Here is a 25,837-nt window from a genome sequence, read left to right on the forward strand (position 1 = left end):
GGACGGCTACAGGAAGGCCGGCGGGCCATGTCCCGCCGGCCTCCTGCTTTCCACAGCCGTCAGTCCAGCTCGTAGTCGAAGGTGTACGCGACGGCCGGTTCGCCCTGCACGGCGGTGAAGGCGCCGGTCCCCCGCAGCCCGGTCAGCTCGCCGGTGGCGGCGTCCGGAACGACCTCGAAGGTGCAGTGCACCGTCCCGTCGGCGCCGAACGTGCCGCGCTCCTCGACGACGAAGGTGCCCGCACGCCCGTCAAGGCTGCCGGCCAGTACCTCCATACCGGTGAACGTACCGGTCTTCTCCGTCCCGTAGACGATGGTGTACTCGCAGGTCGTCCCGGCCGCCTCGATACCGCCGGAGAAGGCGTTGGTGACCGAGGCGTGCGCGAGCTTCGGATACGTCCCGCCCGGGCTGACGGTGCGCTCCTTCCAGTCGGCGTAGGTGAAGTGGCCGGAAGTCTGTGCGGGCATGTCCGCCCTTTCGCTCGGTCGCGCGGCTCGTTCCGCGCGGCGTGCGATCAGCCTGGCGGCCGTACCTGACACCTTCTGTCAGGTACGGCACGACAATGGGGCCATGCGTGCCGACCGGCTTCTCTCCCTGCTCCTGCTGCTCCAGAACCGCGGGCGGATGACGGCGCCCGACCTCGCCGCTGAGCTGGAGGTCTCCGTCCGGACGGTCTACCGCGACATCGAGGCGCTCAGCGCGTCGGGCGTCCCGGTGCTCGCCGACCGCGGCCCGGCCGGCGGCTACCGCCTGATGGACGGGTACCGCACGCGGCTGACCGGGCTCACCGATGCCGAGGCCGACTCGCTCTTCCTCGCCGGGGCGCCCGGACCGGCGCGTGAACTGGGTTTCGGCGCGGTCCTCGGCACCGCCCAGCTGAAGGTGGCGGCGGCGCTGCCGACCGGGCTGGCGGACCGCGCCCGGCGCATCCAGGAGCGCTTCCACCTCGACGCACCGGCCTGGTTCCGGGACGCCGACCCCGTACCGCATCTGGCCGTCGTCGCCCGGGCGGTGTGGGAACAGCGGGCGCTGCACGTGCACTACCGGCGGTGGAAGGGCGAGGGGCGCCGGGTGCTGCACCCGCTCGGACTCGTACTCAAAGGCGGTATCTGGTACTTGGTGGCGCTGGCCGGCGGAACGCCGCGCACGTACCGCATTTCGCGCCTGCGGACGGTGGCGGCCACCGGGGAGTCCTTCGAGCGGCCCGCCGGATTCGACCTGGCCGCCTACTGGGAGGAGTCCTCCCGCCGGCTGGAGACGGCGCTGTACCAGGACACCGCCCTGCTGCGGATCTCCCCGCGCGCCCAGCGGATGCTGCCCATGCAGTTCGGCGCGGCGGGCACCCGCGCGCTGGAAACGGCGGGGCCGCCCGACGACGAGGGGTGGGTGGAGGTGGAGATGGCGGTCGAGACGCAGGCCGTCGCGGTCGCCGACCTGCTCCGGCTCGGCACGGAGGCGGAGGTGCTCGGTCCGCCAGGACTGCGCGCCGCCTTCGCCCGGACCGTCACCGAACTGGCGCGGCGTTACGCGGCCGAATCCTGACTCCGGCGCTGCGGGCGGCGGCGTGTTCAGCCGGCCGGGCTCGTGGCGTCCTCGATGAGGCGGTGCGCCGCGGCGTCGATACGGGCGGTGTCGCCGGTGACCAGGCGGTCCTGGCACAGTCCGCGCAGCCCCGAGACGAGGAGCGTCGCCCGGACCCTGGCGTCCTGCTCGCCGTACCCGAGGCGTACGTACGCGGCGGCGATCGGGCCGACCATGACCTCGACCGCGTCGGCGGCCAGCGCTCCGTACGGCTCCGGCTGCGTGGTGGACAGGCTGAGCAGCTGGAGCAGCATGCGGACCAGGCCGCGCTGCCTGCCGACCGTGATCGCTTCCCACAGTGCGCGGGCGGCGTCGTGCAGGCCTGCCGCGTCGTGGACGGTGCCGAACATCGCTTCGGCGTCCGGCCGGCTGGCCGCCAGGGCCTGCGCCAGGAGGTTCTCGCGGCTGCCGAAGTAGTAGAGCAGCATGCGTTTGCTGGTGCCCACCGCCTCGGCCAGCGGGCTCAGGGAGAGGCCCGCCAGCCCGTGGTGTTCGAGGTGGCGCACCACCTTCTCCAGCAGTTCGGTCCGTTTCCCGGGATCAGTCGCACGAGGCACCCCTTGACTGTACCGACCGGTACACCTAAGGTCCAACACCATCCGTTGATGTACCGATCGGTACATCAAAAAGGCGAGACGAGGAGGCAGGGCATGGGCGCAAGTGGCCCGAACATCGCGATCGTGGGTGCCGGAATCGGCGGACTCACCCTGGCCCTCGCCCTGCGGGCCCGCGGCATCGACGCCGAAATTCACGAGCAGGCACCGGAGTTGCGCGAGGTGGGCGCCGCGGTCGCGCTCTCGGCCAACGCCACCCGGCTGCTCGCGCGGCTCGGCCTGGACGAGGAGCTGACGGCAGCGGGCGCCGAGCCGACCGAACTGGTCCACCGGCACGGGAAGGACGGCCGCCGCATCGCCGCGCACCCGGTCGGCGCCGCGTACCGCGAGCGGTTCGGCGGCCCCTACCTGGGCGTGCACCGCGCGGCGTTCCAGCGCATCCTCGCCGACGCCTGGGGCAGCGAGCGGCTGCACCTCGGTACGGCGGTCAGCGACGTGCGCGAGGACACCACGAACGGCGACGGCGTCCGCCTGGACTTCGCCGACGGCCGCAGCACGCGGGCCGACCTGGTCGTCGGCGCGGACGGCGTGCACTCCGCCGTGCGGCGCCGGGTCACGGACGAGGACGTCACCGCGTACTCCGGTACCAGCGGTTTCCGCGGCCTCGTACCGGCCGCGGCGATGCCCTCGCTGCCGGACCCGGGGGCCATCCAGTTCTGGATGGGGCCCGGCGCGCACGTGCTGCACTACCCCATCGACAGCGCCGGCACGGTCAACTTCCTTGCAGTGGTGGAAGGGCCGGCCCGGTGGACCGAGGACACGTGGCGCGCCGAGGCGGCTCCCGGGGAGCTGTTGTCCGCGTTCGACGGCTGGCACCCCGCGATCACCGAGATGCTGGCGGCCGCGCCGCAGAGCGCACGGTGGGGACTGTTCGGCCAGACGCCCCTGCGGCGCTGGAGCCGCGGGCGGGCGGTGCTCCTCGGGGACGCGGCGCACGCGATGCTGCCGCACCACGGGCAGGGCGCCAATCAGACCATCGAGGACGCCGTGACGCTCGCGGACTGCCTGGCCGACGCGCGGACGGCCGGCGGACCCGGCGCGTACGGTGCGGCCCTGCGGCGGTACGAACGGCTCCGCCGGGTACGCACCCGCCAGGTGCAGCGCAGTTCCTGGGTCACCTCCGGCCTCCTGCACCTGCCCGACGGGCCGGACGCCGAGCGGCGGGACCGGAAGCTGGCGACGGTCCCTGCGGACTTCGGGTGGATCCACGCGCACGACGTACAGCGGCCGGCGGCGGACGGCACCGCCGCCTGACGCATCGTCAGGGATCACATACACACAGCGGCGGTGCCGCACCCGTGCCGGTGCGGCACCGCCGCTGGACCTGTGACGGCTCAGCCGTCGCCCGGGCCCGTCAGTGGTGGGTGCCGGCCAGAACCTGGTGCATCCAGTAAGCGGCGGCCTCGGCGTTGCCCAAGGCGGTGACGCCGTCGTGCCCACCGACGTTGGTGTAGCTGCCCGCGGAGCCGCTGAGCATGCCGCTGCCGTCATCGTTGTGCGCGGAGGCGACGCCGCTCATCGGAACGATGGCGGCCGAGGCGATGGCGAGGGCCGCAGCGGTGCGAGCGAAGGTCTTGCGCATGTCATACCTCTTCAGGTAGGTGGGTTGATCGCCCCCATGCTTCACCTCCGCGGCGCCTACGGACGCACGACGCTCGGGCAATTGCCCCTGATGGCCGACCGAGGTCCATCAGGTCACCGAGTCGTCGGATTGTCACCCGATACGGCCGGGCGCGTCGTTCCGCGTGCCACCGCGCGGAACCGCTGCGGTGTGCGGCCGTCCCGCTTGCTGAAGAACTTGGAGAAATCACCCGGCTCGCGGAAGCCGAGCCGGCGGGAGACCTCGGCCGCCGAGGCGTCGGTGTGCACCAGCAGGCGTTTGGCCTCCAGCAGGATGCGGGCGTCGAGGTACTGCTTGGCGGTCAGGCCCGTCGCGGCCAGCGTGGCGCGCGTGAGGGTCCGGGTGTTGTAGCCCAGCGCGGCGGCGTAGTCGGCGACGCGGTGGGTGACGGCGAAGTCGCGTTCGACGGCGGCGTGGTAGTGCGCGAAGGGCCCGCCGGGCCGGTGGGTGGCGGGGGCCTCCGGGCGGGCGTGGGCGAGCCGCAGCAGCAGCACGGTGAGCAGCAGCCGCAGTGCCTCGATGTGCGCCTGGAGGGGGATGGACGCCAGGTCGGCGTACTCATGGGTGAGGTGGCGCAGGGCGAGCTGGGTGGCGCGGGCGTGCGGCCCCTCCGGGAGCAGCGGGGACTGGTCGAAGGGGACCTCGGCGTCGACGAAGCCGGGCTGCCAGATCACGAAGGTGCCGCGCGCGGCCGCCAGGTCCTCGGGCACGTACTGGTGGACCTGGCCGGGCCGCAGCCACAGCCAGCTGCCCGTGTGCAGGGTGTGCTCGGAGAAGTCCACGGTGTGCCGCAGGGTTCCGGAACTGACGTGGATCAGGTGGTGGAAGCCGGGGCGCTGGGGCGTCGCGAGGTCGATGCCGCGGCGGTGGCCGCGGGCCCGCAGTTCGGCGAAATCCAGGACGTCCATGCCGATCGGGGCGCCGAGAGACGGCCGGTAGGCGACGTCCGTGATCGAGAGGTGACCGTTTTTTCCCATACCGAGTCCGTAGCGTACCGCTGCCTTCCGTTTACCCGCTTCTACGGTCGCAGAAGAGGCGGCGGCGAGCCGGATGCCGCCGGAGAGCAGAGGTGTGACGTGCGGCTGATCGTGGGAATGACCGGGGCGACCGGGGCGGTCTTCGGAATCCGGGTGCTGGAGCATCTGGCCGAGCTGCCGGAGGTGGAGACCCATCTCGTCCTGAGCCGCTGGGCCCGGTCCACGATCGAGCTGGAGACCGGGCGGAGCGCCCGTGAGGTCGCCGGGCTGGCCGACGTGGTGCACAGCCCCGAGGACCAGGGCGCCTCGATCTCCTCCGGCTCGTTCCGGACCGACGGCATGATCATCGTGCCCTGCTCGATGAAGACCCTGGCCGGCATCCGGGCCGGGTACGCCGACGGGCTGGTCGGCCGCGCCGCCGACGTCGTGCTGAAGGAGCGCCGCAAGCTGGTGGTCGTCCCCCGGGAGACGCCGCTCAGCGAGATCCATCTGGAGAACATGCTGGCGCTGGCCCGGATGGGCGTGCAGATCGTGCCGCCGATGCCCGCCTTCTACAACCACCCCGCCTCGGTCGACGACATCGTCGACCACATCACGGCCCGCGTGATCGACCAGTTCGACCTGCCCGCACCGGCCGCGAAGCGGTGGGAGGGCATGCGCGCCGCCCGCGCCGCCTGACGCCGCGTTCCCCCTCCCTCCTCCCCTCACCACAGGAGTACCCATGCCCTACGACGACCTGCGCAGTTTCCTGGACACCCTCGACAAGGAGGGCCAGCTGCTGCGCATCACCGACGAGGTGCTGCCCGAGCCGGACCTGGCCGCCGCCGCCAACGCTGCGGGCCGGATCGGCGAAGGCGCCCCCGCTCTGTACTTCGACAACGTCACGGGCTTCACCGACGCCCGGATCGCGCTGAACGTGCACGGTTCCTGGCGCAACCACGCCCTCGCGCTCGGCCTGCCCGCCGCCACCTCGGTCAAGGACCAGGTCGAGGAGTTCGCCCGCCGCTGGGACGCGTTCCCCGTCGCGCCCGAGCGCCGCGAGGACGCCCCCTGGCGCGAGAACACGCAGGAAGGCGCGGACGTCGACCTCTTCGACGTACTGCCGCTCTTCCGCCTCAACGACGGGGACGGCGGCTTCTACCTCGACAAGGCCGCGGTCGTCTCCCGCGACCCCGACGACCCGGACCACTTCGGCAAGCAGAACGTCGGCACGTACCGCCTGGAGGTCATCGGCCGCGACCGGCTCGCCATCCAGCCGGTGCCGGTGCACGACGTGGCGCTGCACCTCAAGGCGGCGGAGAGCCGCGACGAGGACCTGCCCATCGCCATCACGCTGGGCAACGACCCGGTGACGACGATCGTGGCCGGCATGCCGATGGGGTACGACCGTTCCGAGTACGAGATGGCCGGCGCGCTGCGCGGCGCGCCCGCGCCGATCGCCACCGCGCCGCTCACCGGCTTCGACGTCCCGTGGGGTTCCGAGGTCGTCATCGAGGGTGTGATCGAGGGGCGCAAGCGGCAGATCGAGGGGCCGTTCGGCGAGTTCACCGGCCACTACTCCGGCGGCCGCCGGATGCCGGTGGTCCGCATCGACCGCATCTCGTACCGCACGAATCCGGTCTTCGAGTCGCTGTACCTGGGCATGCCGTGGACCGAGGTGGACTACCTGGTCGGGCCCAACACCTGCGTACCGCTGCTGAAGCAGCTGCGTGCGGAGTTCCCCGAGGTGCAGGCGGTCAACGCCATGTACACGCACGGCCTTGCCGTGATCATCTCCACGAAGAAGCGGTACGGCGGCTTCGCCAAGGCGGTCGGCATGCGGGCGATGACCACGCCGCACGGGCTCGGTTACGTCGCCCAGGTGATCCTGGTGGACGAGGACGTCGACCCGTTCGACCTCCCTCAGGTGATGTGGGCGATGTCGTCCAAGGTGAACCCCAAGGACGACGTCGTCATCATCCCGAACCTGTCCGTCCTGGAGCTGGCGCCGGCCGCCACCCCGGCCGGCATCACCAGCAAGATGATCATTGATGCGACCACGCCGGTCTCCCCCGACAACCGCGGCAACTTCAGCACCCCGGTCCGCGACCTGCCGGAGACCAAGGAGTGGATCGGCCGGCTGACGTCCATGCTGGCCAAGCGCTGACGCGCCGCCACCAGACCGTCGCTTCATCGACATACCCACTCATTGCCATAGAGATCTACAGACCTGGAATCCGCATGATCTGCCCCCGCTGCGCGCACGACGCGCTCGACACCCTCGCCCACTCCCCGGTACCCGGCGTCTGGGACGTACTCCAGTGCACCCGCTGCCTCTACACCTGGCGCACCACCGAACCCGAGCGCCGCACCCGGCGCGAGGCCTACCCGGTACAGTTCCGCCTCACCCAGGAGGACATCGACAACGCCATCGAGGTCCCGGCGGTACCGCCGCTGAACGCCGGCTGAGGTCCGTCCTGTCACGCGGCCGGGCCCCGCTCTCCTCGTGAGAAGCGGGGCCCGGACGGTGGTGCGGGTGGTCAGTCGCCGTCGTATTCGAGGTCCTCACCCATGCCGGTCTCGATGAGAACCGAGGTCGTCCACCCCTCGTAGGCGTACGCCCCGTGGTGTCCGGAGCCATTGCCGTGCTGGTACGTCTTCGTGATGATGATCCTGCTCTTCAGGAAGTCGTTGTCGTCGTCGTCCGCGGAAGCGGTGCCGCCGGCGGCCAGGACCAGAGCCGTTACGGGGACTGCGACCGCGGTCAGGCGCAGGGCGGTGCGGATCATCGATACCTCCATCGGTTGCCACGGAAGGAGGCGGCTTTCGCGTGCCGCCCCACGGGTCGATGAGTAGCCGGGTCTCCTTGGTCACACACGTCCTGCCACCCGAACGGCAGGCCCCGCTCCCCCACCCGCGCGCCCTTGGTGGTAGTGCGTAACGGCGGCGCGCGCACCGCGCGTTGACGTGCACCGGACAGCAACCGGAGTAGAGTGTTCCGGTTGCTTGCCGTGCGCCGGCCGGAGTACGGCCGGCTTGTCGATCAGTAGGCCGGACACGGTGCCGACCAGTGAAGGAGTGCGGGATGAGGACGACCGGAGCCGGGCGCGAGGAAACGGCCGACGGGCCGGGGACGGCCGTGGTGACCGGGGCCTCTTCAGGGATCGGCACCCGGTACGCCGAGCGGCTGGCCGAGGCCGGCTGGGACCTGGTGCTCGTGGCACGACGGGCCGAGCGCCTGGACGAGGTGGCCGGGCGGCTGCGGGAGACGGCCGGGGTCGCCGTCGAGACGCTCGTCGCCGACCTGGCCGTACCGGAGGACCTGGCGCGGACGGCCGCGCGGGTGGCCGCCGAGGACGTGGCGCTGCTGGTGAACAACGCGGGCATCAACGGCTACGGCTACTTCACCGAGACCGACCCCGCGCTGCTGACGCGCGTGCTGAGCGTCAACGTCACGGCGCTGACGGCACTGTCCCGGGCCGCCGTCCCCGGCATGCTCGAACGCGGCCGGGGCGCGGTGGTCAACGTCGCCTCCCAACTGGCGTTCGCCGGTTCGCTGCCGCCGGACCCGCTCCCCCGGCGCGCCGTCTACGGCGGCACCAAGGGGTACGTCGTCACCTTCACCCGCACCCTCGCCGCCGAACTGGCGGACACTCCACTGCGCATTCAGGTGCTGTGCCCGGGACTCACCGCCACGGAATTCCACCTGACGACGGGTGAGGAATCGGTCGCAGGCCTCACGCAACAGGTTCACGCGGAGGGCGGAATGCCGGTGGACGAGGTGGTGACGGCTTCACTGGCCGCGCTGGAGCGCGGCGACGTGGTGTGCGTACCCGGCCTGGACGACCCGGACCGGGCACTGGAACGGCTGGTCGCCGCCGAGACGGGGATGCGGGCCGTACCGCGCCCGTGAGCACCGGGCGCGGATCGGCACCACGACCAGCAGGCCGCCGCCGAAGGGCTCGCTGAACGCACCGCCTGAGGCGCCGGGTACGACCGGGTTTGCCCAGGTGGGTCGCGGGATACCTGTGCGGCGTACATCCCGGGGTGATTCCGGGTGATCGTGAGACCGGTTTCGTGAGCCTGAGGAGGCACGCCGTGACAGCACAGGTCAGCACCGAGTTGTGGGACGCGTTCCACTCCGTCGTCAACATGACGTCGCGCGAGTTGCAGGAGTGGCTGAGCGTCCAGGGCGCGGGCCAGAACTCCGAGGTGGTCCCCGACCAGGCCGGCGCGCCGCTCGGACGGCACGTACTGGAGATCCTCGGCAAGCGCCGTACCGACCTGACCGAGGACGACGCGCAGGTCATGCGGCGGGTGTGCGAGATCGTGGACAGTCAGCGCGCCGACCACCGCGACCCGCAGGCAGGCGGCGCCGACTGGCGCCACGGCCTGATGAACATCGGCCACGACCCGCTCAAGCCGGCCTGACGCACTCTCAGGAGTGCGTGCCGTCAGGCCCCGGCGGCGGTGGCGGCAGCGCGTCCAGGGCGGCGAGCCGGTCGGCGCCGCGCTCGGTGAGACGCAGCGCGCGGTGCGTACGGGCCCGCTCCAGCCAGCCCTGCGCAAGGAGCGCTTCGGTGAACGCGGCGCCCAGCCGGCCGGCCAGGTGGTGCCGCTGTTCGGTCCAGTCGACGCAGAAACGCAGCAGGGGCCGGCGCGTGCGCACCGCCCGCACGGCCGGCAGGTCGACGCCGAACTCCGCGCACACCTCGTCGGCCGCGGGACCCAGCGCGTACGGATGGTCCGGCAGCGGCGCGGCCAGCGGGTCGCCCGGACGGCGTGCGGTGCCGGCGGTCCCGTCGGCGGCGATCTGCGCGGGGCGCGGGCAGCCGCGCGGCGCGGTGGTGGCCGCGGTGACCGCGCTCGCCGCCGGGGCCGCCCTGGTGGCCGTCGAACGCCGGGCGCCGGCCCCGCTCCTCCCCTGTGACCTGCTCCGCCGGCCGGACGCCCGGCGTGCCGACACGGTCTGCCTGATCATGAACCTGGTGACCAACGGGACGCTGTTCGTCATGACGCTGCTGCTGCAGCAGGTGTACGGGCACTCCGCTCGGTCGGCCGGCCTGATGCTGCTGCCGCTCGCGCTGCCCCTGGTGCTCCTCGCGCCGGTCAGCGGCCGGCTGACGGCACGGTACGGCCCGGGCCCGGTCGTCACCGCGGGCATCTGCTGTGCGGCGGCCGGCTCGCTGGGGCTGCTGGCCGCCGGTGCGGACGGTGGCTACCCGGCGCTGCTGCCTGCCCTGATCGGGCTGGGCGCCGGTGACGGGCTGCTGGTCACGGCCGCCGTCTCGGTCGCCATGCGCGGGGCGCCCGCCACGCAGAAAGGGGTGGCCGGTGGCGCCAACAACACCGCGCGCCAGGCCGGTACGGCGCTGGGCGTCGCGCTGTACGGCGCGATCAGCGGCCCCGCCGCCCCGGCCGCGCCGTTCGTCGCTCGCGTACACCTCCTGGCCTGGACCGGAACGGCCTTGTGGCTGGCGGCACTCGGCGTGTGGAGCCGTGGCGGGCGGGCATGGCGAACCGGTTCCGGCCCCGCCTGCCCGTGAGCGACGGCTACCTGTCACGGTCCAGCACCGTGCGGACCGCGTTGCGGAGGGCGGACACTATCGGCCGGTCACGGTCGGCGGCCCGCCAGGCGAGCGCGGCATGGCACGGTGACAGGTCGGTGACCTCCACGTACGCGACGCCGTGCCGCTGGTAGAGCCAGCGGGCCGGCTCCGGCGGGAGCTGGATGCCGTCGCCCAGCGCGATGGCCGTGAGCGCGGGCTCGAACTCGGCGATCTGGTGCGCGGTGTAGCGGGCCGGTGTGCCGTCGGGGCGCGGGTCGGCCGACCAGAAACTCCGCCAGACCTTGGGGATCTCCGGTGACCAGCCGATGTGCCTGCGCTCGTTCAGCCGGCTGAGCGTCAGCGGGCCCACGTCCGCCAGCGGGTCGGAGGCGGCCAGACACACCACGCGGGGCATCTCGGCGAGGCGCTGGGTCTGGATCCCGGGCGGCACCGGCGGGAAGAGGAACGCCGCGTCCACACCGCCCGAGAGGACGGTGGCCGCCGAGTCGGCGAAGCTCGTCCGGGCGATCTCGACCTCTATGCCGGGGTGCCGGGCCGTCAGCTCCTCCAGCACGTCCGGGATCGGGTGGATGGAGGTGATCGCTTCGAAGGAGCCGATGACCACCCGGCCCGAGAGCGTACGGACGCGCTCGCCGGCGACCTGCCGCAGCCGGTCGGCGGCCTGCACCATCGCCCGGATCTCCGGGAGCAGTTCGCGCCCCGAGGGCGTCAGCCCCGCCGTGCGTGTGGTGCGGTCGACCAGGGTCAGTCCGAGGCGCCGCTCCAGCGAACGGATCTGCTGCGAGAAGGCGGGCTGGGTCATGAACACCCGCTTCGCCGCCCGGCCGAAGTGCATCTCCTCGGCCAGCAGCAGGAAGAGTCTCAGCTGATGTGTGCTCGGGTCCGTCGGTGCGCTGCCTTCCAGGGCCCTCGGGCCAACGTCCCCCGCCATGTACGCATCGTAACAACGCGCATCGCGCCGACTACTGAGTAACACCGGCCTCTCGGAAGGCCGGGCACAGAAGTCTCACACGCCTTTACCGGCGGCACACAGGAAAAATTCGAAAGCTTCGCCATGGGTGCGCTGTTAACGTCCGCGCCCATGACCGACATCTTCAAGGACTTCACCCAGGTCCAGCGCCTGGACACCGACCCCGAGGTGACGAAGCACCCGCTCATCGCACTGGAGGAGGGGCGGCACAGCTGGTACAGCGGCTACCACCACCGGGACGGCTTCGCCGGACGGCTGCGGTACGCGTTCGACGACCGCACGGAGTACCGCGACAGCGGCATCCCCCTCGACCGGCTGCGGATCGGGAACTTCTGCCAGTTCGCCTCGGGCAGCACGTTCCTGCTGGGCGGCAATCACGGGCACGACACCCACCCCGACGCGGTGACCCCGTACGGCTTCAACTTCTTCACCCACGAGCACGACGCCTGGGCGCCGGCCGGCGACACGGTCATCGGGCACGAGGTGTGGACCGGTTACGAGGCGGTCGTCCTGCCCGGCGTGCGCATCGGGACGGGCGCGATCATCGGGGCGCGCGCCACCGTCTCCAAGGACGTCGCTCCGTACTCCGTCGTGGTGGGCGACAACAGGGTCGTACGGCACCGCTTCGACCCGCTGCGCCGCAAGCTGCTGTGGCGGACCGGCTGGTGGAACTGGAGCGACGAGCGGATCGCGAAAGCGCTCCCACTGATCCAGGGACGGGACGTCGCGGCCCTGGCGCGGTACGCCGGCATCGCCCCGGAGGACGTCGCGGGCGACGCCGATCCGGCCACCCTGGCCGGCGACGACGCCCTGGCGCATCGTCTCTGACCTGCGCGTTTGTGCACGTGTCGAAAGGTCCGGCGCGGAGGGTGTGACATCTGTACATGGTGGGTGGAGCGAATTCTTCCTAGCGTCTGCGTAACGCAAGATCGAACCCCCGTGACCGCCGGGTGATCCCCGGACGACCGGGGTCTCCCCGGGACACCGGGCCCCGGACGCCGGGCGTCCGCCCGCAGCGCGCCGCCGGCACTCCGCCTCCCCACGCGACGCACCCTCATCGCGGCCCGCCGCACCCGCGGCGCGCCGCGCCCTGCCCCGCGCAGGGATGGAATCCCACCGAATGCCGAGGACCGTATGAGCACGCAACCGACGACCGACGTGGCGCCGCAGCCACCCGCCCCCGGAGACGGCGCAGGCCAGTCGGACGGCCTCCAGGCCGGGCTCAAGAACCGCCATCTGTCCATGATCGCGATCGGCGGGGTGATCGGCGCCGGGCTCTTCGTGGGCTCCGGCTCCGGCATCGCCGCCGCCGGCCCCGCCATCCTCCTGTCCTACGCACTGGTCGGCGCGCTGGTCGTCTTCGTGATGCGGATGCTGGGCGAGATGGCTGCCGCCTATCCCAGCTCCGGTTCGTTCTCCGCGTACGCGGACCGGGCGCTGGGCCGCTGGGCCGGCTTCTCGATCGGCTGGCTGTACTGGTTCTTCTGGGTCGTGGTGCTGGCCGTCGAGGCCACGGCGGGCGCCAAGATCCTGGAGGGCTGGATACCGGCCGTGCCGCAGTGGGGCTGGGCCCTGATCGTGATGGTGGTGCTCACCGCGACGAACCTGGCGTCGGTCGCCTCGTACGGCGAGTTCGAGTTCTGGTTCGCCGGGATCAAGGTCGTCGCCATCGGCGCCTTCGTCGTGATCGGCATGCTGGCCGTCTTCGGCGTCCTGCCCGGCGTGCACAGCGAGACCGCCGGCATCTCGAACCTCACCGAGCACGGCGGCTTCCTGCCGAACGGTCCGGGGTCGATCCTCACCGGCGTGCTGATGGTGGTCTTCTCCTTCATGGGCAGCGAGATCGTCACGCTCGCCGCCGGCGAGTCGGAGAACCCGCAGCGCGCGGTCACCAAGGCGACCAACAGCGTCATCTGGCGCATCGCGGTCTTCTACCTCGGCTCCATCTTCGTCGTGGTCAGCCTGCTGCCGTGGAACGACAAGTCGATCACCAAGGACGGCAGCTACGTCGCGGCCCTGAACGCGATCGGCATCCCGCACGCCGGCGAGGTCATGAACGTGATCGTGCTGACGGCGGTGCTCTCCTGTCTCAACTCCGGCCTCTACACCGCGTCCCGTATGGCCTTCTCGCTCGGCGAGCGCGGTGACGCGCCGAAGGCGTTCGCGCGGACCACCGCCCGCGGCGTGCCGCGCGCCGCGATCCTCTCCTCGGTCCTCTTCGGCTTCGTCGCGGTGTTCTTCAACTACGAGTGGCCGGACACCGTCTTCGCGTTCCTGCTGAACTCCTCGGGCGCGGTCGCGCTGTTCGTGTGGCTGGTCATCTGTTTCGCGCAGCTGCGGATGCGCGGCATGATCCTGCGGGACGACCCGTCGAAGCTGGTCGTGAAGATGTGGCTGTTCCCGTATCTGACCTGGGCGACGATCGGGATGATCTCCTTCGTGCTGGTCTACATGCTGACCGACCCCGCCGGGCGGCAGCAGGTCACGCTCTCCCTGCTGGCCGCCGTCCTGGTGGTGGGGATCGCGCTGGTGCGGGACCGGGTCCGCGGTTCGCGCACGGCGTAGCACCGGACAGGGACGTCAGCAGAATTGCTGGTGACGCGATGGGCCCTTCCGTACCAGGATGGGCCCATGTCCGAACCCAACACTTCCACCGGCTCCGCCGCCGAGCCGCTGCCCCGCCAGGTCGCCGACGCCTACGTCGACGCCCTGATCGCCCTCGACCCCATCACCGGCACGTTCCTCGGCGTACCGGAGAGCTCCGGCAAGCTGCCCGACTTCTCCCCCACGGGGCAGGAGGAGCTGGCCCAGCTGGCCCGCACCACGCTCGACCGGCTCACCGCCGCCGAGGCGCGGCCGGGCGCCGACAGCGACAACGAGCGGCGCTGCGCCCGGCTGCTGCGCGAGCGGCTGACCGCCGAGCTCGCCGTGCACGAGGCCGGCGAGGGCCTGCGGGCGGTCAGCAACCTCAGCTCGCCGCTGCACTCCGCACGCCAGGTCTTCACCATCATGCCGACCGGGACGGACGAGGACTGGGCGGCCGTCGCGCAGCGGCTGCGCGCGGTTCCGGCCGCCCTGGAGGGGTACCGGGCCTCGCTGGCCGAGGGCCTGCGGCGGGGGCTGCCGGCCGGGCCGCGGCAGGTGCGGACGGTGCTCGGACAGCTCACCGAGTGGATCGGCACGGACGGCGGCTGGTTCGCCGACTTCGTCGCGGCCGGGCCGGAGGGCCTGCGCGCCGAGCTGGACTCCGCCGCCGGGTTCGCCACCGCCGCGCTGACCGAGCTGCGCGACTGGCTGCGCGACACCTACGCGCCGGCCGTCGAGGGCGCCCCGGACGTGGTGGGCCGCGAGCGGTACGCCCGCCTCGCCCGCTACTACAACGGCAGCGACCTGGACCTGGACGAGGCGTACGCGTACGGCTGGTCCGAGTTCCACCGGCTGCTCGCCGAGATGGCGAAGGAGGCCGAGAAGGTCCTGCCGGGTGCGAAGACGCCGTGGGAGGCGCTGGCCTGGCTCGACGAGCACGGACAGAAGATCGAGGGCGTCGAGGAGACCCAGCGGTGGCTCCAGTCCCTGATGGACGAGGCCATCGAGGCGCTGGACGGCACGCACTTCGAACTGGCCGAGCGGGTCAAGCGCGTGGAGTCGCGGATCGCGCCCGCCGGGTCGGCGGCGGCGCCGTACTACACCGGCCCCTCGCTGGACTTCTCGCGCCCCGGCCGCACCTGGCTGCCGACCATGGGTGAGACCAGCTTCCCCGTCTACGACCTGGTCTCCACCTGGTACCACGAGGGCGTGCCGGGCCACCACCTCCAGCTCGCGCAGTGGGCGCACGTCAGCGACGAGCTGTCCCGCTACCAGACCACGGTCGGCATGGTCAGCGCCAACGCCGAGGGCTGGGCGCTGTACGCCGAGCGGCTGATGGACGAGCTGGGCTTCCTCACCGACGCGGAACGGCGGCTGGGCTACCTCGACGCGCAGATGATGCGCGCGGTCCGCGTGATCATCGACATCGGCATGCACCTGGAGCTGGAGATCCCGGAGGACTCGCCGTTCCACCCGGGCGAGCGCTGGACGCCGGAGCTGGCGCAGGAGTTCATGGACGCGCACTGCGGCCGCCCGTCGGACTTCGTGGAGAGCGAGATCATCCGGTACCAGGGCATGGCGGGCCAGGCGATCGGCTACAAGCTGGGCGAGCGCGCCTGGCTGAACGGCCGCGCCGCGGCCCGCCGCCACCACGGCGACGCCTTCGACCCCAAGAAGTGGCACATGGCGGCCCTCTCCCAGGGTTCGCTGGGTTTGGACGACCTGGAGAGCGAGCTGTCGGCGCTGTAGCCGGCGGCCCCGGAAAAGCCGTGGCGGGCGGGGCGGACGGTCCGTAGGGTCCAGCCCTATGACCCTCCTCTTCCTCCTGCCCGGCGACCCGTCGCCACCGGGGTGCCCGGACCCGGACTTCGCACGGGAGGCGCGGGCCGCCCGTGCGGCCGGGGCGCACGTCGCGGCCGTCGGCCTCGACGCGCTGTGCGCGGGCGACGCGGCGCGTGCCGTCGCCGGCGTGCCGGCCGGTGAAGGACCCGCCTGGTACCGCGGCCGCCCCCTGCCCCCGGCACGCTACGCCGAGCTGGCGGCGGCGCTGGCGGACCGCGGCCGCACGCTGCTCACCGGGCCGGGCCCGTACGAGGCGGTCCACGCGGTCCGCGCGGTCCCCTCCGCCGCCGCCCCGGCGGTACGGGTGTGGTGGGTGGACGGCGTCCCCGTCCTGACGACCTCGCTGCTCCCGGACGCAGGGCCCGGGAACCCGCCCTGCCCCGTGCCGGACCTGCGCGATGTCGTGCGCTCCGTACGGGAGTCGGACTGCCGCTTCCTGACGACCGATCTCGCGCGGGCCGCGGACGGGGCGTGGCAGACGGTCTCGGTGGGCGACGGGCAGACCGGCGGCCTCGGCCCGGTCACGGACGCGGAGACGGCGCGGCTCTTCGAGGCGCTGACCGCAGCGGGCGAGGGCTTCCCGCTCGCGCTCACCGCGGGGCGGCTGACGCTGCGGGCGCTGCCGCCGGCCGAGTGCGCCCGGCTCGCGGACGGCGGGACGGCCGGGCTGACGTGGGTGGACGGCGAGCCGCCCGGGGGCACCGTGGAAGGTGCCGGGATCATGGTGCAGCTCGCGTCGGCCGGACTGTACCGGCCGGGCTGGGGCACGTACGCCGTCACCCGTACCGACGACGGTGTGGCCCTGGGCGGCATCGGTTTCCACGGCCCGCCCGACGAGACCGGCACGGCCGAGCTGGGTTACGACCTGTCGCCCTCGGCGCGCGGCGCCGGCTGGGCGACGGACGCGGTGCGGCTGCTCGCCTCCTGGGCGGCGGCACGCCCCGAGGTCCGCACGCTGCGGGCCGCCACGGAGCCGGCGAACCTGCCGTCGCAGCGCGTTCTGGAACGGTCCGGCTTCGTGCGCGTGGGCGAGGAGTCGGAGATGCATGTCTTCGCGTACACGGGGAGCGGGAACGGTGCGGCGGCCGGTGAACGGGGAGCGGTGGGAGCGAGCGGCCCGGCCGACGGTGACCGGGGCCGGGCGGCCCCGGCCGTCAGTGCTGGAACCCGCCCTCCGAGTTGATGACCTCGCCCGTGATCCAGCCCGCCTCGTCCGTGGCGAGCCAGGCGATGAGCCGCGCCGGGTCGTCCGGCGCGCCCCACGCGCCGCCGGGGAAGCGCCGGGCGACCCACTCGCGGAGCTCGCCGACGGCGTAACCGGTGTCGACCGGGCCGGGGTTGACGGTGTTCACCGTGACGCCGAGCGGCGCGAGGCTGGTGGCGAGCGTCCGGGTGGCCGAGGCCAGTGCGCCCTTCGCCAGGCCGTACGCCACCTCCCCCGGCATGCCGCCGCCCTGGTCCTGACCGGACGTCAGCATCACGATGCGGCCGCCGGGCTGCCCGGGCGTGCGGTGCCGGGCGTACGCCTGCGCCAGCAGGATGACCGACCGGGTGTCGGTCGCCCAGTGTGCGTCCAGCATGGCCGCGTCGATGGTGTCGAGGGTGCCGTCGCTGCCGTTGAGCGCGTGGTTGGCGACGAGGACGTCCACCCGGCCGCCGAGCGCGTCGGCGGCGGCCGCGAGGAGCCGGGCCGGGGCCGCGGGGTCGGCGAGGTCGCCCGGCCCGTGCGCCACCACCGCGCCGTCCACGGCCACCTCCCGTACGCCCGCCGCGACCGCCTCGGGTCCGCCCGGGTCGGCGCCCCAGGGCTGCCGTTCGTCGTGCGGGACGTGGTGGTGCAGGTACACGCTCGCGCCGTACGCGGCCAGCCGCCGGGCGGCGGCGTATCCGATGCCGCCGCGCCGGCTCGCGCCGGTGACCAGCGCCGTGCGTCCGCGCAGCGGGTACGGCTCGCGGCGCAGCGCGTCCGCGTGCGGAGAGGGTTCGGGCGTTCCGTCGTTCCTGCCGGGGTCCATGGTCATGGCCGAACAGCCTGGCCGTCATGGCCGCCGATGTCATCCCGTTTTCGTCACTGCAAGAGAGGTGCTGCCATGCCGCCGCTGCTTCCCGCCGATCCGACCGTGCTGCATCCGGTTCCCGACCAGCCGCGTGTGGTGCTGCTCAAGCCGCTGGTGACCTCGCCGCTGATCGAGGTGGGCGAATTCTCCTACTACGACGACCCGGACGACCCGACCGCGTTCGAGACCCGCAACGTGCTGTACCACTACGGGCCGGAGAGGCTGGTCATCGGGAAGTTCTGTGCGCTGGGCGAGGGCGTGCGGTTCCTGATGAACGGCGCCAACCACCGTATGGACGGGCCGTCGACCTTCCCCTTCCCGATCATGGGCGGCTCGTGGGCCGACCACTTCGACCTGATCACCGGCCTGCCGGGGCGCGGTGACACGGTGGTCGGGAACGACGTCTGGTTCGGCTACCGGTCCACGGTGATGCCGGGCGTACGCATCGGCCACGGCGCGGTCATCGCCTCGGGGTCGGTGGTCGTCGACGACGTACCCGACTACGGCATCGTGGGCGGCAACCCGGCCCGCCTCCTCCGGCTCCGGTACGCCGAGGCGGACATCGCCCGCCTCCTGGACGTCGCCTGGTGGGACTGGCCGCTCGACCACCTCACCCGGCACCTCCGCACGGTCATGTCCGGCAGCGTCGACGAACTGGAGGCGGCGGCGCCGGGCCGGCAGTAGCCCTCGGGGCATCGCCCCGTCAGCCGGTGCCGTCGGCGACGCGGAGGCGGACGGACGAGCCGGTCCGGTGCTTGACGACCTCCAGCTGGGCCGGGATGCGCTGCCGCAGGTCGGCGACGTGGCTGACGATGCCGACGCTGCGGTCCCGTTCGCGGAGGGAGTCCAGTACGTCCAGGACCTCGTCGAGGGTCTGTTCGTCGAGGCTGCCGAAGCCCTCGTCGATGAAGAGGGTGTCCAGCCGGGTGCCGCCGGCCTCGTCGGTGACGACGTCGGCGAGGCCGAGGGCCAGGGAGAGCGAGGCGAAGAAGGTCTCGCCACCGGAGAGGCCGGCCGTGTCACGCTCCTGGCCGGTCCACGCGTCGACGACGTGCAGGCCGAGACCGGAGCGGCGGGCACCGCCGGCCCGTTCGTCGGAGTGCACGAGGGTGTAGCGGCCCGCGGACATCCGGGTGAGGCGGGCGCTGGCGGCGGCCGCGACCTGTTCGAGGCGGGCGGCGAGGACGTAGGACTCCAGGCGCATCTTGCGTTCGTTGTCCGCCGAGGTGCCGGCCGTGAGCGAGGCGAGACGGGCCACGCGGTCGTACTCCTCGCGGAGCGGGGCCAGTTCGCGGGCGTCGGACTCGGCGCGCGCGGAGAGCCGGTCCAGTTCGGCGCAGCGGTCGCGTGCGGTGGCGTGGGCGGTGGCGGCGGCGCGCAGCCTGCGGGCCGCCGCCTCCGAGGCGGCGCGGGCCCGGTCGGTGTCGGCGGGCGGCAGGGCAGCGGCCTCGGCGGTGCGCGGGTCGGCCAGTTCGGCGGCGACCGCGGTCTCCTCCGCCTGCCAGGCGTCCAACTGGCCCTGGACGCGGCGCCATTCGTCGTCGCTCAGCAGGGCAGCGGCGGCGTCCCGCGGGGTGTCGAAGCCCGCCTTGTAGGCGTCGTCGGCGAGCGCGGCGTCGGCTTCCTTCAGGCGTTCGGCGGCGGTCTCGGCGGCCCGTACCGCGGTGACCGCCTCGGCGAGCAGGGTGACCTGCCGTTCCAGGCGGTGGGCGCGGTCGGCGACGCTCGCGCTGTCCCCGCGTGCCCTGCGCAGCCCTTCGGACAGGGCCTGTTCCTCGCGGTCCAGGGCGTCGCGGCGGGAGTCGCGGGCGGCGGTGCGCTGCTGGGCGGCCTGCTGGGCGGCCCTGCGCTGCTCGTACTCGCGCTCGGCGTGGGCGAGGGCTTCGCGGGCGGCGTGCAGCCCGGCGCCGGTGGTACGCGCTGCGGCGTACTCGGTGCGCAGCTCGGCGAGTTCCCGGTCGAGGGCGGCGACGGTCGCGTCACCGGCGCCCGCGGTGGCGGCGGCCAGCTCCTCCTTGACGGCCTGCCGGGTCCGCTCGGCCTCGTCGCGTGCGGTCACGGCGTCCTCGTACGCGGTGAACGCGCGCTCTTCCTGGTCGCGGTCCACGTGGCCGGCTTCCGTGCGGGCGGGGGCCGGGTGGCCGGTCGCGCCGCAGACGGCGCAGGGCTCGCCGTCCCTGAGGTCCTTGGCGAGTTCGGCGGCGATGCCGTGCAGCCGGGCTTCCTTGAGCTGCAGCCAGTGTTCGTGTGCCTGGTTCGCCGCTTCCTGCGCGCGGAGTGCGGCGGGTTCGGCGTCGGCCAGGGCGGATGCGGCGCGGTCCCGCCGGCGGGCGGCGGCCAGCCGGGCTTCGGCGGGCTCGATGCGGGCGCCGAGCTGTTCGGCGCGGGCCGCGGCTTCCTGGGCGGCTTCGATGCGGTGCTGGTGGGCGGCGCGGGTGGCGTCCCAGCCGGCCAGCCAGTCGGCGGTGTCCAGCAGGGTCTGTTCGTCGTCGCGGGCTTCTCGTTCGAGGGCGGTGCGTTCGGCGGCGATGTCGGCGGCGCGCTGCTCGTCGCGGCGGGCCGCGTCCAGGGAGCCCAGTTCGCCCCTCAGCCGGTGTTCGAGCGCGGCCAGCTGGTCGCCGCCGGCGTCGACGAGGTCGGCGCGCAGCAGCCCGCGGCAGCGGCGTTCGGCCGCGTGCGCCGCTTCGTGGTCGCGCCAGGCGGCGTCGCGCAGCGCGAGCCCGGGGGCGACGCGCTGGGCCTTGCGGGCGCGGTCCAGCCGCTGCCGGGCCCGGTCGCGGTCGGCGGCCTGTGCGTCGAGGGCTTCCCGGCGGCGGGCCTCGGCGTACCGCTGCTGGAGCCGGGCGCGTTCGAGGGTGTCCTCCAGCGCCTGTGCGGCCTCGGCCGCGGCGGTCTCGGCAGCGGTGGCCGCCGCCGCGGCGCTCTCCAGCCGCTCGCGCGCTCCTGACCTGGCGACGGCGGCCCAGGCCAGGACGGTGGCGGCGAAGCCGGGCTCGCCGGGTGCCGGCGCGGTTTCCGTACGGCCGGCCGCCTTCTTCGCCCGCGTACGGGAGCCCTTGCCGGTGGCCGTGGCGGACTCCTCGGCGCGGCCCGGTGCCGGTACGGAGCCGTCGGTGAGGTCGGGGGTGTCGCCCGCCGCCTGTGCCATGCGGTGGGCGAGCGCGAGGAGCCGGTCGTCGGCGGCGGTGACCCGGTCGGCCGCCGCCTTGCGTACCGCCGCGAGCCGTTCCTCCAGGGCCGCGAACCGACGGGTGTCGAAGAGCCGGCCGAGCAACTTGGCGCGGGCCTCGGCGTCGGCCCGCAGGAACCTCGCGAACTCGCCCTGCGGCAACAGCACGACCTGGCAGAACTGCTCCTTGCTCATGCCGAGCAGCTGCTGTATCTCCTCGCCGATCTCCTGGTGGGAGCGGCTGAGCGCCTGCCACTCCCCCGCGACCGGGTCGTACTCGCGCAGCGCGCTGTAGGCCTTCTCCATCGTCGTGCCCGTGCCGCGCTTCTTCGGACGGGGCTGTTCGGGCCGCCGGGTGATCTCCAGGCGGCGGCCGGCGACGGTGAGGTCGAGGACGACCTCGGTGGCAGTGCCGGGCGCGGCGAGCGCGCTGCGCAGCGACTGGCCGCCGGGGCGGGCGCCGGGGACGGAGCCGTACAGCGCGAAGCAGACCGCGTCCAGGACGGAGGTCTTCCCGGCGCCGGTCGGTCCGTGCAGCAGGAAGAGCCCGGCGCCGGAGAGCCGGTCGAAGTCCACGGTCTGGGCGGCGCCGAACGGCCCGAAGGCGGCGAGCGTCAGCTTGTGCAGTTTCACGCGGTGCCCCCGGCCCGTCCCGCCGCCCCCGCGGCCGTGCTGGTCGTCTCCCCCGTCACGCCGACTCCTTCGCCGCTTCGTCCGTGCGTACCTCGTCGATCGCGGCGCTCAGCACGGCCCGTTCGGCCGCGTCGGCGGCCCGGCCCGGCCGTACGTGGGCCACGAAGTCCTCGGCGATCTCCTGGTCGGTGCGGCCGCGCAGCCGCTGCGCGTAGGAGACGGCCGGCTCGCCGTCGCGCGCTTCGGGCTCGAAGGCGAGGGCGAGGGTGTGCGGGAAGCGCTCGGCGAGCCGGGCCATCGGCTCGTGCGGCCGCGCGGGGTCGGTGAGGGTGGCCTCGACCCAGGACTCCTCGTACCGGGCGAGGTCCGGGTCGGCGAGCAGGTCGTCCAGCCGGCCGCGGAGTCGGGCGAGCGGCCGCGGCACGGGGCACGGCAGCCGTTCGGCGGCGACGGTGCCGTCCGCGCCCAGGTCGACGAGCCACATCGACTTGCGGTGGTGCGCCTCGGAGAAGGAGTACGCGAGCGGGGAGCCGGAGTACCGCACCCGCTCGGTGATCGTCTGGCAGCCGTGCAGATGCCCCAGCGCCGCGTAGTCCACGCCGTCGAACACCTCGGCCGGTACGGAGGCGACGCCGCCGATGGTGATGTCGCGCTCGCTGTCGCTGGGGGCGCCGCCGGTGACGAAGGCGTGCGCGAGGACGACGGAGCGGGTGCCGGCGGGGCGGGCCGCGAGGTCGGTCCGTACCCGGTCCATGGCCGCACCCAGCACCTGGGTGTGGTGTGCCTTCTCGGCACCGAGGGTGTCGCGGACGAGCGCCGGTTCGAGGTACGGCAGGCCGTAGCAGGCCACGTCGCCGTGGTCGTCGGCGAGCAGGACGGGGGTGCCGCAGCCGGCCGGGTCGGTACGCAGGTGGATGCCGGCCTTCGCCATGAGACGGGAGCCGACGCCGAGCCGGCGGGCCGAGTCGTGGTTGCCGGAGATCATGACGGTGGCCACGCCGAGGTCGGCGAGCCGGTGCAGCGCGTCGTCGAACAGCTCGACGGCGGCCAGCGGCGGCACGGCCCGGTCGTACACGTCGCCCGCCACCAGTACGGCGTCGATCTCGTGCGTGCGGACGGTCTCGACGAGGTGGTCGAGGAAGGCGCGCTGGTGGCCGAGCATGTTCACGCGGTGGAAGGAGCGGCCCAGATGCCAGTCGGAGGTGTGCAAGATTCTCAACAGACGGCTCCGACCTGCATGGTTTCCTTCCTCCGCGGGATGCGTCCACGACCGGCCCGCGACCGGTGGTCAACGGCACGCACCACGCTAGCGCCCCGGTGTCCCCGATTCCCCACGGACCTCGGTTTTCCGTCGCGCGGGGGCCGTTCCGGGGTGGTCACCCGCGGCGTCTCCGGCGCCGGACGACGCTCCGGCGGATCAGGAAGCCGACCAGGACGAAGGGGGCGAGGAGGACGGCGAAGGACACCACGTCCCGCATGGACCTGCTGATGAAGGGCGAGAGCAGGAACACCAGCAGGATGCCGGCGACCAGCACGCGGTTCGACACCCGCTTCGTCACGGGCCCGGCGGAGGCCGGCGGAACGCTGCCCGCGTCGGCCGGGACCTGAGCGGGAAGCGGTGTCTGGACGGCATGCGGTGTCTGGACGGAGTGCGGCACCTGGACGGAGTGCGGCACCTGGACGGGCTGCGGCGGCTGCGCGACGACCGGCGGCTGCGCACCGCTCGGCGGCGGCACGAGGACCGGTGACGGGGCGATGGGCGGTGCCATGGTCGGCGGCGGACCGAAGCCGGGGACACCGGTCCCCGGCACGGGCTCCTGCCGCGGCCGGGACGGGCCGTCGGCCAGCCTGCGCAGCGACCGTTCGCGGCCGGCCAGGTCCTCGGCGAGTGCGGCGGGCACCACCTGCTGCCACTGGTGCGCGCGGGCGCCGATCCGGTCCAGCCACTCCCCCAGCGCACTCGCCGTCGGCCGGTCCTCCGGCTGCTTGACCAGGCAGGACGCCAGCAGGGGCCGCAGTACCTCCGGCACGCCGTCGAGGTCGGGGTCCTCGTGGACGATCCGGTACAGCAGGACGGGCGCCGAGGCGTTCTCCGCCGGCCGGGAGAAGGGGCCGCGTCCGGTCCCCGCGTGGGCCAGGACGGCGGCCAGCGAGAACACGTCGGCGGGCGCGGCGGTCCCGGTACCGGTGGCCTGCTCGGGCGCGAGGAAGCCGGGTGAGCCGATCATGCCGCCGGTGTGGGTGTGCCGGGAGTCGTCGGCGGCCCGGGCGATGCCGAAGTCGATCAGCCGCGGATGGTCACCGGCGAGCAGGACGTTGCCGGGTTTGACGTCCCGGTGTGCGAGACCGGTCTCGTGCACGGCCCGGAGCGCCCCGCACAGTTCGGCGGCCAGGGCCAGCAGGGCCGGTTCGGGGAGCGGGCCGTGCTGCTCGACCCAGTCGCCGAGCGACGGCGCCGGTACGTACTCGGTGGCCAGCCACTGCGGCCGCTGCCCGGCGGCGCTGTGGTCGATGACGGCGACGGACCACGGGGAGCGGACCCGGTCGCTGTTGCGGATCTCCCGGTCGAAGCGCGCTTCGAAGCCCAGCTCGGCGCCGAGGTCGGAGCGGACCGTCTTCAGCGCCAGCGGGCGTCCGGCTGCCGTGCGGGACAAGTACACCTGCCCCATGCCGCCCGCGCCGAGCCTGGCCAGCAGCGGATAGCCGCCCAGGGCCGGCGGATCCGCGGGTTCGAGACCGTGCATGGAAGTGTTCGTCCCCCTCGTCCCTTTTGCCGGCCCTGTGCGACGGACCGCAGTGGATCAACGCACGACCAGCAGCGTAGAGGGCGGCGTTCGCGAGCGGGCACGGGGGACCGTGCCCGCCGCCGTCACACGACCTTGCCGGGGTTGAGGATGCCCCGCGGGTCCAGCGCTGCCTTGATCGCGTGGTGCATGTCCAGGACCGGACGGGAGAGCTCCTGGGCGAGGCCGTCGCGCTTGAGGAGACCGACGCCGTGCTCGCCGGTGACCGTGCCGCCGAGGGCGAGCGCGTCCGCGATGATCTCGTGGAAGGCGGCCTGGGCACGTTCCCGGGCCGCGGTGTCGCCGGGCGGGGTGATGAGCAGGGGGTGGAGGTTGCCGTCACCGGCGTGGGCGATGTTGGCGATGAGGGTGTCGTGCCGGGCGGCGGCGCGCTCGATGCGGGCGAGCATCTCGGGGACGGCGGCCTTGGGGACGCAGACGTCCTCGGTGAGGACCGGGCCGAGGCGTTCCAGCGCCGGGTAGGCCAGCCGCCGGGCGTCGAACAGCGCGTCGGCCTCCTCCTGGTCGGTGGACTGCGCGGCCCAGGTGGCGCCCGCTTCCTCGAAGCAGGCCAGCATGCGTGCCGCTTCCTGCTCCCCGGCCGGGCCCGGCGCGTCCGTACGGCCGAGCAGGACCACGTCGGCGTCAACGGACAGGCCCATGTTCTTCCACTTGTCGACGGCGGCCAGGCAGTGCCGGTCGATCAGCTCCAGTGCCGAGGGCGTGAGCCCGGCGGCGCCGACGGCGGCGACGGCGCGGCCCGCGGCCACGACGGAGGAGAAGTACCCGGCGACCGTGCGCTCCGGCTCGCGCAGGGGCCGCAGCCGTACGGTGATCTCGGTGATCACTCCGAGCGTGCCCTCGGAGCCGACCAGCAGCCCGGCGAGGTCGTACCCGGCGACGCCCTTGGCGGTGCGCCGCCCCAGCCGGACCAGCTCGCCGGTACCGGTGACGACTTCGAGGCCGAGGACGTAGTCGCGGGTGACGCCGTACTTCACGCAGCACAGCCCGCCCGCGTTGGTGGCGACGTTGCCCCCGATGGTCGACCACGGCGCGCTGGCGGGGTCCGGCGGGTACCACAGGCCGTGCTCGGCGCAGGCGGCCCGCAGGTCGTCGTTGACGACACCGGGTCCGACGACCGCGAGCCGCTCCACGGGGTCGATCTCGTGCACCGTGTTCATCTGCTCCGTCGACAGCACGACACATCCGTCGACGGCGTTGGCGCCGCCGGAGAGGCCGGTGCCGGCGCCGCGGGTGACGAGCGGGACGCCGTGCCGCAGGCAGGCCCGGACCACCGTGCGCACTTCCTCTGCCGTGTGCGGCCGGACGACGGCACAGGGCGTCCCGTGCGGCGCCCACTCCGCCTCGTCGTGGACGAACCCGGCGGCGACCTCCGGGTCCTCGACCAGCCGCCCGGCCGGCAGCTCCTGCCGCAGCTCATCGATCAGCATGCCG

The 25,837-nt window shown here is 73.4% G+C and carries 25 protein-coding genes; 13 read left to right on the forward strand and 12 right to left on the reverse strand.

Annotation, left to right across the window (positions count from 1 at the left end):
- Window positions 1-59 precede the first annotated feature (59 nt).
- Window positions 60-467: a DUF3224 domain-containing protein gene (locus AAC944_RS02335; protein ID WP_030607295.1), complete on the reverse strand. Its 408-nt coding sequence runs from the start codon at window positions 465-467 to the stop codon at window positions 60-62.
- 103 nt (window positions 468-570) lie between these two features.
- On the opposite strand from AAC944_RS02335, the gene AAC944_RS02340 reads away from it, so the two are divergent.
- Window positions 571-1,542 carry a helix-turn-helix transcriptional regulator gene (locus AAC944_RS02340; RefSeq protein WP_030607292.1) on the forward strand — a complete coding sequence of 324 codons (972 nt, stop codon included), beginning with the start codon at window positions 571-573 and terminating at the stop codon, window positions 1,540-1,542.
- Window positions 1,543-1,568: 26 nt separating this feature from the next.
- Here the strand turns inward: AAC944_RS02340 and AAC944_RS02345 are convergent, their stop codons facing one another.
- Window positions 1,569-2,138, reverse strand: coding sequence for a TetR/AcrR family transcriptional regulator (locus tag AAC944_RS02345; protein ID WP_030607289.1), 570 nt, complete (start codon window positions 2,136-2,138; stop codon window positions 1,569-1,571).
- Between the two features lie 93 nt (window positions 2,139-2,231).
- On the opposite strand from AAC944_RS02345, the gene AAC944_RS02350 reads away from it, so the two are divergent.
- Window positions 2,232-3,449, forward strand: a complete 1,218-nt coding sequence (locus AAC944_RS02350; protein WP_030607286.1) for an FAD-dependent monooxygenase — start codon at window positions 2,232-2,234, stop codon at window positions 3,447-3,449.
- Between the two features lie 100 nt (window positions 3,450-3,549).
- On the opposite strand, the gene AAC944_RS02355 is transcribed toward AAC944_RS02350, so the two are convergent.
- Entirely contained in the window at window positions 3,550-3,777 is a 228-nt protein-coding gene (locus AAC944_RS02355) for a hypothetical protein (RefSeq protein ID WP_030607282.1), read from the reverse strand.
- 113 nt (window positions 3,778-3,890) lie between these two features.
- On the reverse strand, window positions 3,891-4,793 hold the full coding sequence (locus tag AAC944_RS02360) for a helix-turn-helix domain-containing protein (RefSeq protein ID WP_037771042.1): 903 nt from the start codon (window positions 4,791-4,793) through the stop codon (window positions 3,891-3,893).
- Between the two features lie 99 nt (window positions 4,794-4,892).
- On the opposite strand from AAC944_RS02360, the gene AAC944_RS02365 reads away from it, so the two are divergent.
- The 3 genes from AAC944_RS02365 to AAC944_RS02375 all read left to right on the forward strand — a co-directional run bounded on the left by AAC944_RS02365 (window position 4,893) and on the right by AAC944_RS02375 (window position 7,241).
- The gene (locus AAC944_RS02365; protein ID WP_030607277.1) at window positions 4,893-5,471 is read left to right on the forward strand and encodes a non-oxidative hydroxyarylic acid decarboxylases subunit B; all 579 of its coding nucleotides are present in this window, start codon (window positions 4,893-4,895) and stop codon (window positions 5,469-5,471) included.
- A 43-nt stretch (window positions 5,472-5,514) separates the two neighbouring features.
- A complete protein-coding gene (locus AAC944_RS02370; protein ID WP_030607274.1) occupies window positions 5,515-6,939 on the forward strand; it encodes a non-oxidative hydroxyarylic acid decarboxylases subunit C in 1,425 nt (474 codons plus the stop codon).
- A gap of 74 nt (window positions 6,940-7,013) precedes the next feature.
- Window positions 7,014-7,241: a non-oxidative hydroxyarylic acid decarboxylases subunit D gene (locus tag AAC944_RS02375; protein WP_030607271.1), complete on the forward strand. Its 228-nt coding sequence runs from the start codon at window positions 7,014-7,016 to the stop codon at window positions 7,239-7,241.
- A gap of 71 nt (window positions 7,242-7,312) precedes the next feature.
- Here the strand turns inward: AAC944_RS02375 and AAC944_RS02380 are convergent, their stop codons facing one another.
- Window positions 7,313-7,561, reverse strand: coding sequence for a hypothetical protein (locus tag AAC944_RS02380; RefSeq protein WP_030607255.1), 249 nt, complete (start codon window positions 7,559-7,561; stop codon window positions 7,313-7,315).
- A 296-nt stretch (window positions 7,562-7,857) separates the two neighbouring features.
- Between AAC944_RS02380 and AAC944_RS02385 the strand changes: the two genes are divergently transcribed.
- Both AAC944_RS02385 and AAC944_RS02390 read left to right on the forward strand, forming a co-directional pair.
- A complete protein-coding gene (locus AAC944_RS02385) occupies window positions 7,858-8,685 on the forward strand; it encodes an SDR family NAD(P)-dependent oxidoreductase (protein ID WP_051871282.1) in 828 nt (275 codons plus the stop codon).
- A 185-nt stretch (window positions 8,686-8,870) separates the two neighbouring features.
- Complete coding sequence (locus tag AAC944_RS02390; protein WP_030607247.1) at window positions 8,871-9,203, forward strand: DUF3140 domain-containing protein; 333 nt, start codon at window positions 8,871-8,873, stop codon at window positions 9,201-9,203.
- Window positions 9,204-9,210: 7 nt separating this feature from the next.
- Here the strand turns inward: AAC944_RS02390 and AAC944_RS02395 are convergent, their stop codons facing one another.
- A complete protein-coding gene (locus AAC944_RS02395) occupies window positions 9,211-9,753 on the reverse strand; it encodes a hypothetical protein (RefSeq protein WP_368397359.1) in 543 nt (180 codons plus the stop codon).
- On the opposite strand from AAC944_RS02395, the gene AAC944_RS02400 reads away from it, so the two are divergent.
- Window positions 9,659-10,318 (forward strand): MFS transporter, encoded by a 660-nt coding sequence (locus tag AAC944_RS02400; RefSeq protein WP_051871280.1) that lies wholly within the window; start codon window positions 9,659-9,661, stop codon window positions 10,316-10,318. The genes AAC944_RS02395 and AAC944_RS02400 overlap by 95 nt on opposite strands.
- Before the next feature lie 7 nt (window positions 10,319-10,325).
- Here the strand turns inward: AAC944_RS02400 and AAC944_RS02405 are convergent, their stop codons facing one another.
- The gene (locus tag AAC944_RS02405; RefSeq protein WP_030607239.1) at window positions 10,326-11,273 is read right to left on the reverse strand and encodes a LysR family transcriptional regulator; all 948 of its coding nucleotides are present in this window, start codon (window positions 11,271-11,273) and stop codon (window positions 10,326-10,328) included.
- A 150-nt stretch (window positions 11,274-11,423) separates the two neighbouring features.
- On the opposite strand from AAC944_RS02405, the gene AAC944_RS02410 reads away from it, so the two are divergent.
- From AAC944_RS02410 to AAC944_RS02425, 4 genes are all read left to right on the forward strand, one after another.
- Window positions 11,424-12,140, forward strand: a complete 717-nt coding sequence (locus AAC944_RS02410; protein ID WP_051871279.1) for a CatB-related O-acetyltransferase — start codon at window positions 11,424-11,426, stop codon at window positions 12,138-12,140.
- A gap of 306 nt (window positions 12,141-12,446) precedes the next feature.
- Window positions 12,447-13,877 (forward strand): amino acid permease, encoded by a 1,431-nt coding sequence (locus AAC944_RS02415; protein WP_030607234.1) that lies wholly within the window; start codon window positions 12,447-12,449, stop codon window positions 13,875-13,877.
- Between the two features lie 66 nt (window positions 13,878-13,943).
- Window positions 13,944-15,647, forward strand: a complete 1,704-nt coding sequence (locus tag AAC944_RS02420; protein ID WP_030607230.1) for a DUF885 domain-containing protein — start codon at window positions 13,944-13,946, stop codon at window positions 15,645-15,647.
- Between the two features lie 58 nt (window positions 15,648-15,705).
- Window positions 15,706-16,923, forward strand: coding sequence for a GNAT family N-acetyltransferase (locus AAC944_RS02425; RefSeq protein ID WP_063759850.1), 1,218 nt, complete (start codon window positions 15,706-15,708; stop codon window positions 16,921-16,923).
- Here the strand turns inward: AAC944_RS02425 and AAC944_RS02430 are convergent.
- Window positions 16,895-17,761: an SDR family oxidoreductase gene (locus tag AAC944_RS02430; protein ID WP_107054043.1), complete on the reverse strand. Its 867-nt coding sequence runs from the start codon at window positions 17,759-17,761 to the stop codon at window positions 16,895-16,897. The two genes, AAC944_RS02425 and AAC944_RS02430, sit on opposite strands and share 29 nt — an antisense overlap.
- Before the next feature lie 69 nt (window positions 17,762-17,830).
- On the opposite strand from AAC944_RS02430, the gene AAC944_RS02435 reads away from it, so the two are divergent.
- Entirely contained in the window at window positions 17,831-18,481 is a 651-nt protein-coding gene (locus tag AAC944_RS02435; protein ID WP_030607220.1) for a CatB-related O-acetyltransferase, read from the forward strand.
- 19 nt (window positions 18,482-18,500) lie between these two features.
- Here AAC944_RS02435 and AAC944_RS02440 read toward each other — a convergent pair whose 3' ends face one another.
- The 4 genes from AAC944_RS02440 to AAC944_RS02455 all read right to left on the reverse strand — a co-directional run bounded on the left by AAC944_RS02440 (window position 18,501) and on the right by AAC944_RS02455 (window position 25,833).
- Complete coding sequence (locus tag AAC944_RS02440; protein ID WP_030607217.1) at window positions 18,501-21,599, reverse strand: AAA family ATPase; 3,099 nt, start codon at window positions 21,597-21,599, stop codon at window positions 18,501-18,503.
- A 55-nt stretch (window positions 21,600-21,654) separates the two neighbouring features.
- Window positions 21,655-22,818 (reverse strand): exonuclease SbcCD subunit D, encoded by a 1,164-nt coding sequence (locus tag AAC944_RS02445; RefSeq protein WP_030607214.1) that lies wholly within the window; start codon window positions 22,816-22,818, stop codon window positions 21,655-21,657.
- Between the two features lie 157 nt (window positions 22,819-22,975).
- The gene (locus tag AAC944_RS02450; protein WP_051871278.1) at window positions 22,976-24,343 is read right to left on the reverse strand and encodes a serine/threonine-protein kinase; all 1,368 of its coding nucleotides are present in this window, start codon (window positions 24,341-24,343) and stop codon (window positions 22,976-22,978) included.
- 125 nt (window positions 24,344-24,468) lie between these two features.
- Window positions 24,469-25,833 (reverse strand): FAD-binding oxidoreductase, encoded by a 1,365-nt coding sequence (locus tag AAC944_RS02455; protein WP_030607209.1) that lies wholly within the window; start codon window positions 25,831-25,833, stop codon window positions 24,469-24,471.
- Between the last annotated feature and the right edge of the window lie 4 nt (window positions 25,834-25,837).

It is taken from the genome of Streptomyces sclerotialus (assembly GCF_040907265.1).
Taxonomy (GTDB): domain Bacteria; phylum Actinomycetota; class Actinomycetes; order Streptomycetales; family Streptomycetaceae; genus Streptomyces; species Streptomyces sclerotialus.

What these genes read in the sequence shown, in the direction of transcription:
- AAC944_RS02335 (WP_030607295.1), bottom strand. Translation starts at nt 467, where the DNA reads ATGCCCGCACAGACTTCCGGCCACTTCACCTACGCCGACTGGAAGGAG.
- AAC944_RS02355 (WP_030607282.1), bottom strand. Translation starts at nt 3,777, where the DNA reads ATGCGCAAGACCTTCGCTCGCACCGCTGCGGCCCTCGCCATCGCCTCG.
- AAC944_RS02370 (WP_030607274.1), top strand. Translation starts at nt 5,515, where the DNA reads ATGCCCTACGACGACCTGCGCAGTTTCCTGGACACCCTCGACAAGGAG.
- AAC944_RS02360 (WP_037771042.1), bottom strand. Translation starts at nt 4,793, where the DNA reads ATGGGAAAAAACGGTCACCTCTCGATCACGGACGTCGCCTACCGGCCG.
- AAC944_RS02340 (WP_030607292.1), top strand. Translation starts at nt 571, where the DNA reads ATGCGTGCCGACCGGCTTCTCTCCCTGCTCCTGCTGCTCCAGAACCGC.
- AAC944_RS02420 (WP_030607230.1), top strand. Translation starts at nt 13,944, where the DNA reads ATGTCCGAACCCAACACTTCCACCGGCTCCGCCGCCGAGCCGCTGCCC.
- AAC944_RS02415 (WP_030607234.1), top strand. Translation starts at nt 12,447, where the DNA reads ATGAGCACGCAACCGACGACCGACGTGGCGCCGCAGCCACCCGCCCCC.
- AAC944_RS02430 (WP_107054043.1), bottom strand. Translation starts at nt 17,761, where the DNA reads ATGACCATGGACCCCGGCAGGAACGACGGAACGCCCGAACCCTCTCCG.
- AAC944_RS02350 (WP_030607286.1), top strand. Translation starts at nt 2,232, where the DNA reads ATGGGCGCAAGTGGCCCGAACATCGCGATCGTGGGTGCCGGAATCGGC.
- AAC944_RS02425 (WP_063759850.1), top strand. Translation starts at nt 15,706, where the DNA reads ATGACCCTCCTCTTCCTCCTGCCCGGCGACCCGTCGCCACCGGGGTGC.
- AAC944_RS02385 (WP_051871282.1), top strand. Translation starts at nt 7,858, where the DNA reads ATGAGGACGACCGGAGCCGGGCGCGAGGAAACGGCCGACGGGCCGGGG.
- AAC944_RS02435 (WP_030607220.1), top strand. Translation starts at nt 17,831, where the DNA reads ATGCCGCCGCTGCTTCCCGCCGATCCGACCGTGCTGCATCCGGTTCCC.
- AAC944_RS02450 (WP_051871278.1), bottom strand. Translation starts at nt 24,343, where the DNA reads ATGCACGGTCTCGAACCCGCGGATCCGCCGGCCCTGGGCGGCTATCCG.
- AAC944_RS02375 (WP_030607271.1), top strand. Translation starts at nt 7,014, where the DNA reads ATGATCTGCCCCCGCTGCGCGCACGACGCGCTCGACACCCTCGCCCAC.
- AAC944_RS02380 (WP_030607255.1), bottom strand. Translation starts at nt 7,561, where the DNA reads ATGATCCGCACCGCCCTGCGCCTGACCGCGGTCGCAGTCCCCGTAACG.
- AAC944_RS02395 (WP_368397359.1), bottom strand. Translation starts at nt 9,753, where the DNA reads ATGATCAGGCAGACCGTGTCGGCACGCCGGGCGTCCGGCCGGCGGAGC.
- AAC944_RS02405 (WP_030607239.1), bottom strand. Translation starts at nt 11,273, where the DNA reads ATGGCGGGGGACGTTGGCCCGAGGGCCCTGGAAGGCAGCGCACCGACG.
- AAC944_RS02455 (WP_030607209.1), bottom strand. Translation starts at nt 25,833, where the DNA reads ATGCTGATCGATGAGCTGCGGCAGGAGCTGCCGGCCGGGCGGCTGGTC.
- AAC944_RS02410 (WP_051871279.1), top strand. Translation starts at nt 11,424, where the DNA reads ATGACCGACATCTTCAAGGACTTCACCCAGGTCCAGCGCCTGGACACC.